Source organism: Lichenicoccus roseus (assembly GCF_005844085.1).
GTDB lineage: Bacteria > Pseudomonadota > Alphaproteobacteria > Acetobacterales > Acetobacteraceae > Lichenicoccus > Lichenicoccus roseus.
Genome location: NZ_VCDI01000005.1, coordinates 200,337 through 212,971 on the forward strand (window position 1 = coordinate 200,337; position 12,635 = coordinate 212,971).

Annotated in this window: 14 protein-coding genes and 1 tRNA gene; 9 read left to right on the plus strand and 6 right to left on the minus strand. The window is 68.7% G+C overall.

What is annotated here, in order from left to right; all coding sequences use genetic code 11:
- Positions 1–2 precede the first annotated feature (2 nt).
- A complete protein-coding gene (locus FE263_RS15095) occupies positions 3–1,898 on the plus strand; it encodes a potassium transporter Kup (RefSeq protein WP_240759658.1) in 1,896 nt (631 codons plus the stop codon).
- A gap of 3 nt (positions 1,899–1,901) precedes the next feature.
- Positions 1,902–2,561 carry a thiamine phosphate synthase gene (gene thiE, locus FE263_RS15100; RefSeq protein WP_138326860.1) on the plus strand — a complete coding sequence of 220 codons (660 nt, stop codon included), beginning with the start codon at positions 1,902–1,904 and terminating at the stop codon, positions 2,559–2,561.
- Here the strand turns inward: thiE and FE263_RS15105 are convergent.
- From FE263_RS15105 to epmA, 3 genes are all read right to left on the minus strand, one after another.
- On the minus strand, positions 2,558–3,262 hold the full coding sequence (locus FE263_RS15105) for a fasciclin domain-containing protein (protein WP_171034125.1): 705 nt from the start codon (positions 3,260–3,262) through the stop codon (positions 2,558–2,560). The genes thiE and FE263_RS15105 overlap by 4 nt on opposite strands.
- Positions 3,263–3,360: 98 nt before the next feature.
- Positions 3,361–3,792 carry a hypothetical protein gene (locus FE263_RS15110; RefSeq protein ID WP_138326862.1) on the minus strand — a complete coding sequence of 144 codons (432 nt, stop codon included), beginning with the start codon at positions 3,790–3,792 and terminating at the stop codon, positions 3,361–3,363.
- Positions 3,793–3,889: 97 nt separating this feature from the next.
- Positions 3,890–4,903: an EF-P lysine aminoacylase EpmA gene (gene epmA, locus FE263_RS15115; RefSeq protein WP_240759670.1), complete on the minus strand. Its 1,014-nt coding sequence runs from the start codon at positions 4,901–4,903 to the stop codon at positions 3,890–3,892.
- Positions 4,904–4,949: 46 nt separating this feature from the next.
- On the opposite strand from epmA, the gene FE263_RS15120 reads away from it, so the two are divergent.
- The 3 genes from FE263_RS15120 to FE263_RS15130 all read left to right on the plus strand — a co-directional run bounded on the left by FE263_RS15120 (position 4,950) and on the right by FE263_RS15130 (position 7,521).
- Positions 4,950–6,014, plus strand: coding sequence for a lysine-2,3-aminomutase-like protein (locus FE263_RS15120; protein WP_138326864.1), 1,065 nt, complete (start codon positions 4,950–4,952; stop codon positions 6,012–6,014).
- 71 nt (positions 6,015–6,085) lie between these two features.
- On the plus strand, positions 6,086–6,652 hold the full coding sequence (gene efp, locus FE263_RS15125) for an elongation factor P (protein WP_138326865.1): 567 nt from the start codon (positions 6,086–6,088) through the stop codon (positions 6,650–6,652).
- 5 nt (positions 6,653–6,657) lie between these two features.
- On the plus strand, positions 6,658–7,521 hold the full coding sequence (locus tag FE263_RS15130; protein WP_138326866.1) for an inositol monophosphatase family protein: 864 nt from the start codon (positions 6,658–6,660) through the stop codon (positions 7,519–7,521).
- Between the two features lie 7 nt (positions 7,522–7,528).
- Here FE263_RS15130 and FE263_RS15135 read toward each other — a convergent pair whose 3' ends face one another.
- Positions 7,529–8,425 carry a LysR family transcriptional regulator gene (locus FE263_RS15135; RefSeq protein ID WP_138326867.1) on the minus strand — a complete coding sequence of 299 codons (897 nt, stop codon included), beginning with the start codon at positions 8,423–8,425 and terminating at the stop codon, positions 7,529–7,531.
- Positions 8,426–8,622: 197 nt separating this feature from the next.
- Here FE263_RS15135 and FE263_RS15140 point away from each other — a divergent pair, with 197 nt between their 5' ends.
- Both FE263_RS15140 and FE263_RS15145 read left to right on the plus strand, forming a co-directional pair.
- Positions 8,623–9,357, plus strand: a complete 735-nt coding sequence (locus tag FE263_RS15140; protein WP_138326868.1) for an SDR family NAD(P)-dependent oxidoreductase — start codon at positions 8,623–8,625, stop codon at positions 9,355–9,357.
- Between the two features lie 36 nt (positions 9,358–9,393).
- The gene (locus FE263_RS15145) at positions 9,394–9,993 is read left to right on the plus strand and encodes an NADPH-dependent F420 reductase (RefSeq protein WP_171034127.1); all 600 of its coding nucleotides are present in this window, start codon (positions 9,394–9,396) and stop codon (positions 9,991–9,993) included.
- 36 nt (positions 9,994–10,029) lie between these two features.
- Here FE263_RS15145 and guaA read toward each other — a convergent pair whose 3' ends face one another.
- Complete coding sequence (gene guaA, locus FE263_RS15150) at positions 10,030–11,604, minus strand: glutamine-hydrolyzing GMP synthase (RefSeq protein ID WP_240759684.1); 1,575 nt, start codon at positions 11,602–11,604, stop codon at positions 10,030–10,032.
- Between the two features lie 137 nt (positions 11,605–11,741).
- Here guaA and FE263_RS15155 point away from each other — a divergent pair, with 137 nt between their 5' ends.
- Both FE263_RS15155 and FE263_RS15160 read left to right on the plus strand, forming a co-directional pair.
- Complete coding sequence (locus FE263_RS15155) at positions 11,742–12,149, plus strand: hypothetical protein (protein ID WP_138326871.1); 408 nt, start codon at positions 11,742–11,744, stop codon at positions 12,147–12,149.
- Positions 12,150–12,229: 80 nt separating this feature from the next.
- A tRNA-Arg gene (locus FE263_RS15160) sits at positions 12,230–12,306 on the plus strand.
- 23 nt (positions 12,307–12,329) lie between these two features.
- On the opposite strand, the gene FE263_RS15165 is transcribed toward FE263_RS15160, so the two are convergent.
- Positions 12,330–12,605, minus strand: coding sequence for a hypothetical protein (locus FE263_RS15165; protein WP_205880396.1), 276 nt, complete (start codon positions 12,603–12,605; stop codon positions 12,330–12,332).
- Positions 12,606–12,635: the final 30 nt, after the last annotated feature.

The following is a 12,635-nucleotide window of genomic DNA, read 5'->3' on the forward strand; positions in this document are numbered from 1 at the left end:
CGATGCAGAAGCCGAAACCGCCCCTGCCCCTCGCGATGCTGACCGCGCTCGGCATCGTCTATGGCGACCTCGGCACCAGCCCGCTCTACACCATGCAGACCATCCTGGAGACCACCGGCGGGCATGTCGATCCGGACACCGTGCTCGGCGTCCTGTCGCTGATCATCTGGGCACTGCTGCTCACCGTCTCCCTCAAATACTGCATCTTCGTGATGCGGGCCGACCATAACGGCGAGGGCGGCATCCTTGCCCTGACCTCGCTGGTGACCAGCAGCCGGGTCCGGGTCGGACGCGGCGTCACCACCGGCATCCTGCTGAGTTGCGGCCTGTTCGGCGGCGCGCTGCTCTACGGCGACGGCATCCTGACACCCGCGATCTCGGTGCTGAGCGCCATCGAGGGCGTCAAGGTGGCGACGCCGGCGCTCAACCACCTGATCATGCCGATCGCGGTCGGCATCCTGGTCGGGCTGTTCACCCTGCAGACCTTCGGCACCGCGCGGATCGGCTCGATCTTCGGCCCGGTCATGCTGCTGTGGTTCATCACCATCGGCACGCTTGGCGCGATCGCGCTCACCCGCCATCCGGAGGTGATGTTCGCCGTCGACCCCCGGCACGGCATCCATTTCCTGCAGCACCATGGCTGGGGCAGCTTCGCCGTGCTCGGTGGCGTGTTCCTGTCGCTGACCGGCGCCGAGGCGCTGTACGCCGACATGGGCCATATCGGACGGCGGCCGATCCGCCTCGCCTGGTACGTCGTCGTGCTGCCGGCGCTGCTGCTCTGCTACGCCGGCCAGTCGGCCTCGCTGATCGGCCAGAAGAAGCTGCCGGACAACCCGTTCTACGGCATCCTGCCGTCCGCGATCAGCGAATGGGCGATCTGGCCGATGGTGGTGCTGGCGACGGCGGCCACCATCATCGCCAGCCAGGCGATCATCACCGGGGTGTTCTCGATGACCCGGCAGGCGATCCAGCTCGGCTGGTTCCCCGGGCTGAACATCCGGCAGACCTCCGACAAGGAGTACGGCCAGATCTACGTGCCGGCGGTGAACTGGGTGATGATGCTGTTCACCGTCGGCGTGACCGCCGGGTTCGGCAGCTCCGCCAAGCTCGCCGGCGCGTACGGCACCGCGGTGTCCACCACCATGCTGCTGACCACCGTGCTGCTGTATTCCTACTTCCGGCGCTGCGCCGGCTGGTCGGTGGCGGCGGCGCTCCCGGTCGCCGGGCTGTTCCTGGTGGTCGATTTCGCCTTCTTCTCGGCCAACCTGATGAAGCTGCTCGAAGGCGGCTGGATTCCGCTGCTCGCCGGCCTGCTGATGTTCACCATCATGAGCACCTGGCGGCGTGGCCTCGCGGCACTGCGCGAGGTCTCGGGCGAGCATGTGCTGGCGCCCGAGAAATTCCTGCAGCAGCTCGCGGAGGGCGACATCCCCCGGGTGCCGGGCACCGTGGTGTTCCTCACCCGCATCCGCGAGCCGATCGCGCCGGTGATGCTGTCGCACGTCGCGCAGTTCGGCGCCCTGCAGCAGCACGTCGTGACACTCACCGTCGAGTTCGAGGAAACGCCACGGGTGCCGCCGGAAGAGCGGATCACGCTGAACAAGTTCGAAGGCGGCCTCTGGCACATGGTCGCGCGCTACGGCTTCGTGGAGATCCCGAGCCTCCCGGCAGCGCTGGCCCTGGCGCAGCGCAAGGGCTGCCCGGTGGTGCCGCAGGACGCGCTGTTCGTCGGCGGCCGGGACGAAGTGGTGCGTGACCAGACCCGGCCGCGCTCCCGCCTGCCCGGTTGGCGCCGCATGCTGTTCGGCTTCATGTACCGCAACGCGGTGCACTTCGTTGACCGCTTCGACCTGCCGCGCGACCATTTCGTGCAGACCGGCCGACAGGTCGGGCTGTAGGCAGTGGCGTCTTCACCGAAGGCGGCGCCGGAGGGCTGCCGGCTCTACCTGGTCACGCCGCCGGCCCTGGACCCGGCCGCCTTCCGGGACCGGCTCGCGGCAGCACTCGATGCAGGCGACGTCGCAGCCGTGCAGCTTCGCCTGAAGGACGTGCCGGACGCCGAGGTGATACGCGCCATCGAGCTGCTGCGCCCGGTGGTGCAGGAGCGCGGCGTTGCCTTCATCCTGAACGACCGGCCGGACCTCGCGGTGCGGCATGGCTGCGACGGCGCCCATGTCGGCGCCGAAGACATGCCCGCGGAGCAGGCGCGTGCCCTGCTGGGCGACCTGCAGCTCGGGATCTCCTGCTACGACAGCCGGGACGCCGCCATGCTTGCCGGCGAGAGCGGCGCCGACTACGTCGCGTTCGGGGCGTTCTTCCCCAGCGGCACCAAGGACACCGACGTCCGCGCCGATCCCGACCTGCTGGCCTGGTGGTCGGAGGTGATGGAGCTGCCGGTGGTGGCGATCGGCGGCATCACGCCGCAGAACTGCGCCGGCCTGGTCCGGGCCGGGGCCGACTTCCTGGCTGTGGTGGGCGCGGTCTGGGACCATCCGGACGGCCCGGCCGGCGGTGTCAAGGCGATGAACCGGGGCATCGCGGAGGCGAGCGTGATCGGCTAGCGGCGAGCGCCCACCCCGGTGCTGAAGTCTCCCGGCACGTAGGTGAGCTGGCCCGCGGCGGCAGGCGAAGCGCCGATGTCCGCCGCCAGCCGGACGCCCGGTGAGAGCAGCGACTGCGTCACGTAGAGCACGCCGTTGGACTGCGGCACATTCGAGAGCCAGATGCGGTTGGTGCGGCCCTGCGGATCCTGGAGCAGCAGCTGGCCGGTGCCGGGCTCGACGGAGAAGGTCAGCACGTCGCGTCCGTCCAGAGTGGTCAGCGCCACCGGGCCATGCTGGTGCGCGATCATCGTGCGCAGCCGCTGCTCGCTGTAGCTGCCGGGAACGATGGTGTAGGCGAGCAGCCGCTTCAGCAGGGGCGCGTTGGCCGGTGCCAGCAACTGGCCGTAGGCGTCATGCTGCTGCTGTTCCAGTGGCGCGTTGGGCGGTGCGAAAACGGTGAAGGGGCCGTTGCGCTGCAACGTCGACAGCAGGCCGGTCCGGTAGAGACCGACGGCATAGTCGGTCAGCTCCAGCGAGCCGACGATGCTCTCGTCCACGGTGCGGTCGGTGTAGACCGGCACGTCGGCAAAGACGATGTCGTTGGAGCTGCCGACGATCGGCAGCGGATCCTGCCGCGCGCCGCTTTCGCAAGCCGACAGGCCTGCCATCATGGCAGCCACCAGAACCACGCGACCCGCAACCGACTGCAAACGCCTCATGCCGACCCCCTCGACCCGGCCATGCGGCCGGAACATCCCCACCCGGTGTTCATAACGGTTAAGCGCGGGAGGTGCGACCGCTTCGGCGCAATGGGCCCTCAGCAACCATCGCCACGCAACGACCAGGAGGCGACGCGGTCGCCGGTGACCTCGAAGGTCGTGGTGCAGACGGAGTTGTAGTAGGTCGGCGGGAAGCCTCCGAAGCCGCCATAGCCGCCGCCGAAGCCGCCGCCGTATCCGCCGTAGCCGAAGCCGCCGCCACCCCAGCCATAGCCGCCCCAACCCCATCCCCAGCCGGGACCGACGCCGGGGCTGTAGCTGGACTCGTTGTCGACATACGCGAGGAAGGTATGGCCCTCGGCGCTGTAGGTCCGCGAGGGCACGCCGAAGCTGCGCACGAGGTCGACCTGGCTGCGGCCGATCATCGAATCGAGCAGGCGGCGCTGGGCCGGCGAGGGTGTCTGGCAGGCGGCCAGCAGGCAGAGCGGGACCGCCAGGGCGGCCAGGGGAACGAGACGGCGGACGGACATGGGCGGATACCCCTACTTCGAGCTTGACCCTACAGGTGGTGCGTAAACGTCCGGATCCACGGCCCGGATGGTCATGTGAGGTTCAGGTTACAAAAATTCAGGCGCCGTGCTGGTCGCCGCCCAGCCAGAGAATGTCGCCGATCCGTACCGCTCCGGTTGCCAGCATGACCAGCCGGTCGAAGCCGAGCGCGATGCCGGCACAGGCGGGCAGATGCCGCAGGGCATCCAGCAGCGCCTCGTCGAGTGGCCAATCCTCGCGCGGCTCTCCGTCCGGCCTCGGCAGGGCAGCACGGCGCGCCCTGTCATGCAGGAACCGCTGCCGCTGCTCCACGGGGTCGGTCAGTTCGTCGAAGGCATTGGCGATCTCGAGGCCGCCGGCATAGAGCTCGAAGCGCAGCGCGACGCGCGGATCGCCAGGGTCGCGGCGGGCCAGGGCAGCCTGCGCGGCCGGCCAGTGGGTCAGGAAGGTCGGCCGCGCGCGCCCGATCCGCGGTTCGACATGGGTCAGCAGCAGCCGGAAGAACAGGTCCTCCCAGTCCTCGCCCCAGCGGACCTGTACGCCTGCCTGCTGCGCCAGCGCCACCACGTCGCCCTGGGTCCCGAGCAGGTCGGCGCCGACATGGCGGGCGAAGGCATCCTGCAGCGTCAGCCGCTCGAACGGCAGGTCGATGCGGCAGGGGCTGCCGTCGCGCTCGACCACCGGCGGCAGCAGGGCGCGCAGCAACGCCTCGGTCTCGTCCATCAGCCCGTCCAGGCCGGCGCCGGGCCGATACCATTCCAGCATGGTGAACTCGGCGGCATGCGTCGGGCCGGCCTCGCCGTTGCGCCAGACCCGGGCCAGCTGGAACACAGGTTCGCCGATGGCGGCGACGATGCGCTTCATCGCGAATTCGGGGCTGGTGTGCAGGAACAGACGCTGCCTGCTGCCGTCGGGCGCCAGCCGCTCGGTGCCGAAGGCGAGCAGATGCACCTCCTCGCCGGGAGTCGGCACCGCGAACGGCGTCTCGACCTCGAGATAGCCGCGCGCCTCGAAGAAGCCGCGCACCCCGCGCACCAGCAAGGCCCGCCGTCGCAGCAGCGGCAGGCGGTCGGCAATAGAGGGCTGCGTCATGGGCCAGGCGGTTGCGGCTGCATGGGCCCGGCAGTACAGCCCCGCCATGAACCGCATCAAGTCCGCCATCAACGGCATCGAGGGGTTGATCGCATCGGGCCTCGCCGAGGGGGCCGACCGCGACGCGCTGGATGCGGTGGCCGCCCGCTATGCCACCCTGATCCCGCCTGCGTTCCGGGCGTTGATCGGGCGGCCAGACGACGCGATCGGGCGGCAGGTGATCCCGCATCCGGACGAGCTGTCGGTGGCGGCGCACGAGGTGGCGGATCCGATCGGCGACGACGCCTTCTCGCCGGTGCCGGGCATCGTGCACCGCTATGCCGACCGTGCCCTGCTCAAGCCGCTGCTGGTGTGTCCGCTCTATTGCAGGTTCTGCTTCCGTCGCGAGCATGTCGGACCCGGCGGCGGGGTGCTGGACGAGGCGGCGCTGCAACGGGCGCTGGACTGGCTGGCCGGGCGGGACACCATCAGCGAGGTGATCCTGACCGGGGGTGATCCGCTGATGCTGTCGCCGCGCCGCCTTGCCCGCATCGTGCAGGCGCTCGACGCCATGCCGCACATCACCACCATACGCATCCATAGCCGGGTGCCGGTGGCGGCTCCCGAGCGCCTGACGGAGGCGCTGGCGGACGCGATGCAGGCCGAGGGCGCGCTCTGGCTGGTGCTGCATGCCAACCATGCCAGCGAGTTCACCCCGGAGGCGGCGGTGGCGATCCGCCGGGTGCAGGCCAGGGCGATCCCGGTGCTCGGGCAGTCGGTGCTGCTGCGTGGCGTGAACGACGACGAGGCGACGCTGGAGGCGCTGCTGCGCGCGATGGTGCGGCTGCGCATCAAGCCGTACTATCTGCACCAGCTCGACGCGGCGCCGGGCACCAGCCGCTTCCATGTGCCGATCGAGGAAGGCAGGCGGCTGCTGGCGGGCCTGCGCGGACGCGTCACCGGCCTCGCCTGGCCGACCTACGTGCTCGACATCCCGGACGGGCACGGCAAGGTGCCGATCGGCCCCGAGTATGTCGATGCCGCCGCCGGCACGGTGCGCGACCCGGCGGGGCGGCTGCATCGGCTCGCCCCGGGCGGTGCCCGCCTTGCCGGAGCCCATGCAAGGGGATAGAAGCCCGCGGTTCAGTCGGCTTGATCAAGAGCGCGACCGCACGGCTCTTTCGCACAGCAGAGATCAGGACCATGAAGCAGCAGGCCAACCTCATCCGCGCCGGACAGGTCATCGAGCACGACGGCCGACGCTGGACCGTGCTGAAGCAGCAGATCATCAGCCCGGGCAAGGGCGGCGCCTTCATCCAGGTCGACATGCGCGACCTCAAGACCGGCAACAAGACCAACGAGCGCTGGCGCACCGCGGACACCGTCGAGCGGCTGATGACCGAGGAAAAGGAGTACACGTACTCCTACCAGGACGGCACCAACCTGGTGCTGATGGATCCCGAGACCTTCGAGCAGGCGCTGATCCCGGCCGACATCCTGGGCGAGCAGCTGCCGTTCCTGCAGGACAACATGACGGTCATCGTCGACCTGGTCGAAGGCGACCCGGTGGCGATGCACCTGCCGGCGATGGTGACGCTGCAGATCGTCGAGGCCGACCCGGTGACCAAGGGACAGACCGCGACGTCGTCGTACAAGCCGGCCAAGCTGTCCAACGGCGTCAAGACGATGGTGCCGCCGTTCATCGAGACCGGGGAGCGCATCGTGGTGCGTACCGACGACTCCACCTATGTCGAACGCGCCAAGGGCTAGTTCCGATGTCCCCCCGCCTGTCGCCGCAGATCACCGTGATGCAGAACGCGGCGCAGAAGGCGAGCAAGCGTCTGCTGCGCGACTTCAACGAGGTCGAGCAGCTGCAGGTCAGCATCAAGGGACCGTCGGATTTCGTGTCGCAGGCCGATCTGCGCGCGGAGGCGACGATCCGCGAGGAACTCGCGCGGGCGCGGCCGGGGTTCGCCTTCCTGATGGAGGAGAGCGGCTCCTCTGGCTCGGCGAACTGGGCGTGGCGTTGGGTGGTCGATCCGCTCGACGGCACCACCAACTTCCTGCACGGCATGCCGCACTGGGCGATCAGCATCGCGCTGCAGAAGCGGCTGCCGGATGGTGGCGCCGAGGTTGCGGCGGCGGTGGTCTATAATCCTGCCGCCAACGAAATGTTCTGGGCCGAGAAGGGTGCTGGCGCGTACCTCAACGAGCGCCGGCTGCGGGTGTCGGCGCGACGCGACATCTCCGAGGCGGTGTTCGCAACCGGCATTCCGTTCGCGGCAATCCCGGCGCAGCGCCGGCTGCCGTTCGCGCGCACGCTGGGCGCGCTGATGCCGCAGGTCGCCGGAATCCGGCGGTTCGGCGCGGCGGCGCTGGATCTCGCCTGGGTCGCCGCCGGACGCTTCGACGGCTACTGGGAGCTGGGCGTGAAGCCGTGGGATGTCGCGGCCGGGCTGCTGCTGGTGCGCGAGGCGGGCGGCTATGCCACCGACCCGTATGGCCAGGAGCAGAACGCCATGGACATGGAGTGCAACGTGGTGGCGGCGAACACCGCGCTGCACGAGAAGCTGCGTGAAGTGGTCGAATACGGCATGGGCGGGCAGACCGCAGCCGCAGGCGCCGAGCTGGCGACCTGACCTCACCTCAGTCCCGCAGTATCGACTGTCCGGCAAGAAGCGCCGAATACGCCTCGAGCCTGCGAAATACGGACTCGGTGAAGAGCCGCACACGCTTCGTCTTGCGCGTCTCCCCCTGCGTGAGGATCCAGAGCGCACCCTGCATGTGAAGCACGGTGCCCGGCACCCGCGCCAGCAGGAGGTCGGCATCTCCGACGAAGCAAGGCAGTGTCGTCATCCCCAGCCCGTTGCGCGCTGCAACGAGCTGCGCCTCCGCGTCCGTGGTCCGGAACGGAACCCCCGTCGCACGAACCTCACCCTCTCCAGCCCACTCCGGGATGCCGTGGATGCTGATGACGATCCACCGGACGGGATCGCGCGCTCCAGTGCGCCATGCGGCCAGTCGAGCACGGGACATGTAGACGCCGCTGAACAGCTCGGGACCCTTCATGCCGTGCAGATTGAGCGGCAGGGTGCTGCGGTCGTAGACGACGCGGATCGCGACATCGGCCTGCCGGTTGGTCAGGTTTGCCAGTTCGCCGGACGACAGGATTTCCATCTCGATGTCCGGATGCAGACGCGCGAAATCGGCGAGATCCGGCATGAGCAGGCGTGTTGCGAGGATGGGTGCCAACGTCACCCGCAGAAGCCCGCGCACGCCCTGGTCGCGACCAAGGACGCGCGCCTCTATCTGGTGCGACGACGCTTCCATCTGGTGCGCGAGTTCGAGGATCTCCCCGCCCGCTTCCGTCAGACGAAAGCCGGATGGCAGCTTTTCGAACATGTGCGCGCCGAGGCGTTCCTCGAGCTGCGCGATGCGTCGCAGTACGGTCGAATGGTTCACACCGAGGTGCCCGGCGGCGGCTCGAACCGAACCTCCACGTGCGACGGCGAGAAAGAAGCGAACGTCATCCCAATCGATCATGATGCGATCCGGCACCGTAGGGTGCGCCTTCCGAAATTCGCATCCGGCATTTCGAACAGCGTTGCGGGCCCCACCATAGAAGCTGGATCGTCCACGCACCACGGCTGTGCGCGCTTCCGCACTCAATGGCTCACTGCGGCGGACCCATGTCGAGGGTGCCGGGGAAATCCTCCGGGCACACAGGGACGGGATAGGTCATGGGAAAGCTTGAAGGCAAGGTCGCGGTCATCACCGGTGGATCGAGCGGCCTGGCGCTGGCGAGTGCCAGGCGCTTCGTCGAGGAAGGCGCCTATGTCTTCATCACCGGCCGGAAGCAGGAAACGCTCGATGAGGCCGTCGAGCTGATCGGCCGGAACGTGACCGGCATACGCGGCGATGCAGCCAATCTCGACGACCTCGACCGGCTGTTCGACACGGTGAAGCGGGTGAAGGGCAGGATCGACATCCTGTATGCGAGTGCCGGCATGGGCGAAGCGGTTCCACTGGGCGAGATCACCGAACAGCATTTCGATGCGACCTTCGGCCTGAATGCCCGTGGCACGCTGTTCACGGTTCAGAAGGCGTTGCCGCTGCTCAACGATGGCGGCTCGATCTTCATGACCGGGTCGGTTGCTTCGGTAAAAGGTTTTCCGGGTTTCAGCGTGTATGCGGCGAGCAAGGCGACGCTGCTCGCTTTCGCCCGCGGATGGCTCAATGAACTGAAGGGCCGGAAGATCCGGGTGAACGTGCTGAGTCCGGGACCGATCGCAACACCGATGCAGGACCAGGTTCTCACCGAGGAGGCCAAGCGGATGTTCGAGTCCCTGATCCCGCGCGGAACGATGGGTCGTCCCGAGGAAATCGCGGCAGCGGCGGTGTTTCTCGCGTCAGACGATTCGAGCTTCGTGAACGGGATGGAGCTGGCTGTCGACGGCGGCCTCTCGGCCATCTGAGGCTGGATCACTCGTGGAAACGTCGGGAGCAGTATCATGAGCCATGCGATCATCGGGTTCGGCAAGATTGGCCAGGCCCTTGCCCACGCCTTCGCCCGCAGGACCATCGAGGTGACCGTCGCGAGCCGCCGTCCACCCGAGGCGCTGGCGCCGCTGGCCCGGGCGATCGGGCCCACGGTCATCGCCAGGTCGTTGCAGGATGCGCTCAGGGCCGACACCATCATCCTGGCGATCCCGTTCGGGGAGCATACCGGGATTGCGGCCGCCCTGCCGGACTGGAACGGCAAGACCGTCATCGACGCGATGAACGCGCTGGTGCCGCTCGAGGAACTGGACGGCCTCCTGTCCTCCGCCTTCGTCGCGAAGGCCTTCGCAGGCGCCAGGCTTGTCAAAGGGTTCAACCACCTGGGGGCGGCCACCCTGGCGACCGATCCGGTCGTCGAGGGCGGCCACCGGGTCGTATTCCTGGCGAGCGACGACGAGGATGCGATCCCTCCGGTGGCAGCGCTGGCCAGGCAACTCGGGTTCGCACCCGTCAAGCTGGGAAAGCTCGGCGAGGGCGGAGCGCTGGTGCACGCACGCGGCCGCGTCTGGGGGCCGCTGATCTTCCAGGACCTGTTCAGGAAGGAGCAGTAGTATGGCTCACGGAATGCTGCTGCGCCGCGACCTCCCTTACTCCCACTCGATCGTCCCGGGTGGCTTTGAGGTGATGTCGTAGGTCACCCGGTTGATCCCGCGCACCTCGTTGACGATGCGTCCCGCCACCCGGTTGAGGAAGCCCATGTCGAACGGATAGACGTCCGCCGTCATGCCGTCGGTGCTGGTCACCGCACGCAATGCGCAAGCCTGGTCATAGGTGCGGCCGTCACCCATCACGCCCACGGTGCGAACCGGCAACAGCACCGCGAAGGCCTGCCAGATCGCATCGTACAGCCCGGCCGAACGGATCTCCTCGAGGAAGATGCTGTCCGCGCGGCGCAGCATGGCGAGACCGTCGCGGGTGATCCCGCCCGGCATGCGGATCGCGAGGCCCGGCCCGGGGAACGGATGACGGCCGACGATGCTCTCCGGAATGCCGAGCTCGCGGCCCAGCGCACGCACCTCGTCCTTGAACAGCTCGCGCAGCGGCTCGACCAGCTGCATGCGCATGCGCTCCGGCAGGCCACCTACGTTGTGGTGCGACTTGATGGTGACCGAGGGGCCGCCGGTGAAGCTCACGCTCTCGATCACATCCGGATACAGCGTGCCCTGGGCCAGGAAGTCGGCGCCACCGAGAGCCTTGGCTTCCTCCTCGAAGACCTCGATGAACAGGCGCCCGATGGTCTTGCGCTTGGTCTCCGGGTCGGCCACCCCCTCGAGCGCGTCGAGGAACAGCGCGCTGGCGTCGCGATGCACCAGCTTGATGTTGAAACGGCCACGGAAGGTGCGCACCACCTCCTCCGCCTCGCCGGCGCGCAGCAGCCCGTGATCGACGAAGATGCAGGTGAGCTGCTCGCCGATCGCCTCGTGGATCAGCACCGCGGCCACCGATGAATCCACCCCGCCGGACAGGCCGCAGATCACCTGCCCGGTGCCGACCTGGGCGCGGATGCGGGCGATCTCCATGTCGCGGAACCCGGCCATGGTCCACTTGCCCTGGCAGCCGGCGACGTCGTGGGTGAAGTTGCGCAGCAGCGCCGCACCGTGCGGCGTGTGCACCACCTCGGGATGGAACTGCACGCCGTAGAGCCGGCGCCCCTCGTCGGCGATGATGGCGTATGGCGCGCCCTCGCTCACCGCCACCGCGCGGAACCCGGGCGGCAGGCGGCTGACGCGGTCGCCGTGGCTCATCCACACCTGCTCGCGGCCGCCACGCTGCCAGGTGCCGCGCAGCAGGGCGCAGTCTTCCAGGATGTCGACATGGGCGCGACCGAACTCGCGGTGATCGGACGGCAGCACCTCGCCGCCGAGCTGCTGGCACATCGTCTGCTGGCCGTAGCAGATGCCGAGCACCGGCACGCCGAGGGCAAAGACCGCCTCCGGGGCGCGGGGCGATCCGGCCTCCGTCACGCTGGCGGGGCCGCCGGACAGGATGACGCCGCGGGGCCGGAATGTGCGGATGCGCTCGATGGTGGCGGTGTAGGGCCAGATCTCGCAGTAGACCCCGCTTTCCCGGACCCGGCGTGCAATCAGCTGCGTCACCTGGCTGCCGAAATCCAGGATCAGGACCCGGTCCTCGTGCAGGACGGCTTCCAGCGGAATGCTCATGGTGGACACCTTCGACATCGTACGGGGGGCGGCCCCTTACCATAGGGCTGAGCCTGTGGCTTGCAGCACGACATCCCGGACCGATGCAAGCCTGGCGGCCCTTGGCGATTCCCGGGCCGGCGCACTAGCCTCGGGCGATGCGCCCTGCCCTGCCGTTGCTCCTGACCGTCGTGATGCTGGCGACCGCTTCGTCACCTGGCGCCCTGGCCGCGCCCCTGCAGGGCACCTGGTCGGGCACGCTGCATGCCTTGCAGGGCAGTTGCCCGACCGAACGGCCGTCGAGCCTGGTTGTACATGGCGGACGGGTCAGCTTCGCGCCGGCCGACGGGGTCCTGGTGCTGCATGGCCGGGTGAAGCCGGACGGCGAGCATCTGCACGCCCAGCTCGAGCTGTCCGGCGTGGATCATAAGCCGGTGCCGATGGTATTCGAGGGACACCGGCAGGACGAAGCCGTGGTGGGGCAGTATGGCACGCCGAGCTGCCGGGCCGAGGTACTGCTGCTGCGGGCGCACGACCGGCCCCTGCAACGCGCCCTCGGGCGATAGGCCGGCCCGCAAGGCCGGCACGCCCTGGAGCGGGGGTTGCGATCCCTGACCTTCTGGGCTAAACCCCGCGCCCACGGCAGGCACCCGTAGCTCAATTGGATAGAGCACCAGACTACGAATCTGGGGGTTGGAAGTTCGAGTCTTTCCGGGTGCGCCACCGTTTGTTCGCCGGCTGGGATTTCAGAACCGCCGGCCGCGCATCCTGAGACTTTCCGTATTCAAATCGGGCAGGTTACCCGGGTCCCGCACGAGCGACTCCGCGACCGCCACCGCACGCGCGAGCTCCGCCTCGGTCAAATGCCGGATCGCCGGCCGTTGCACCACCTCGTCCCAGCGCCGCCCCATCGCCGTATCCAGGCATACCCGCATGAAGCAGTGGTCGAGGCGGATCGGCCACCGCTCGCGGGCGGCCATCTCCGGAAGGATCTGCCGGGTCAGTTCGAGCCAGCGTGACACCAGCAGGGCCCGGTCATGGCCCAGGTCTGC

Bases quoted from the DNA above. Each gene is read 5' to 3' on its own strand.
- FE263_RS15095 (WP_240759658.1), top strand. From the start codon at position 3: ATGCAGAAGCCGAAACCGCCCCTGCCCCTCGCGATGCTGACCGCGCTC.
- FE263_RS15105 (WP_171034125.1), bottom strand. From the start codon at position 3,262: ATGAGGCGTTTGCAGTCGGTTGCGGGTCGCGTGGTTCTGGTGGCTGCC.
- FE263_RS15110 (WP_138326862.1), bottom strand. From the start codon at position 3,792: ATGTCCGTCCGCCGTCTCGTTCCCCTGGCCGCCCTGGCGGTCCCGCTC.
- epmA (WP_240759670.1), bottom strand. From the start codon at position 4,903: ATGACGCAGCCCTCTATTGCCGACCGCCTGCCGCTGCTGCGACGGCGG.
- FE263_RS15120 (WP_138326864.1), top strand. From the start codon at position 4,950: ATGAACCGCATCAAGTCCGCCATCAACGGCATCGAGGGGTTGATCGCA.
- efp (WP_138326865.1), top strand. From the start codon at position 6,086: ATGAAGCAGCAGGCCAACCTCATCCGCGCCGGACAGGTCATCGAGCAC.
- FE263_RS15130 (WP_138326866.1), top strand. From the start codon at position 6,658: ATGTCCCCCCGCCTGTCGCCGCAGATCACCGTGATGCAGAACGCGGCG.
- FE263_RS15135 (WP_138326867.1), bottom strand. From the start codon at position 8,425: ATGATCGATTGGGATGACGTTCGCTTCTTTCTCGCCGTCGCACGTGGA.
- FE263_RS15140 (WP_138326868.1), top strand. From the start codon at position 8,623: ATGGGAAAGCTTGAAGGCAAGGTCGCGGTCATCACCGGTGGATCGAGC.
- FE263_RS15145 (WP_171034127.1), top strand. From the start codon at position 9,394: ATGAGCCATGCGATCATCGGGTTCGGCAAGATTGGCCAGGCCCTTGCC.
- guaA (WP_240759684.1), bottom strand. From the start codon at position 11,604: ATGAGCATTCCGCTGGAAGCCGTCCTGCACGAGGACCGGGTCCTGATC.
- FE263_RS15155 (WP_138326871.1), top strand. From the start codon at position 11,742: ATGCGCCCTGCCCTGCCGTTGCTCCTGACCGTCGTGATGCTGGCGACC.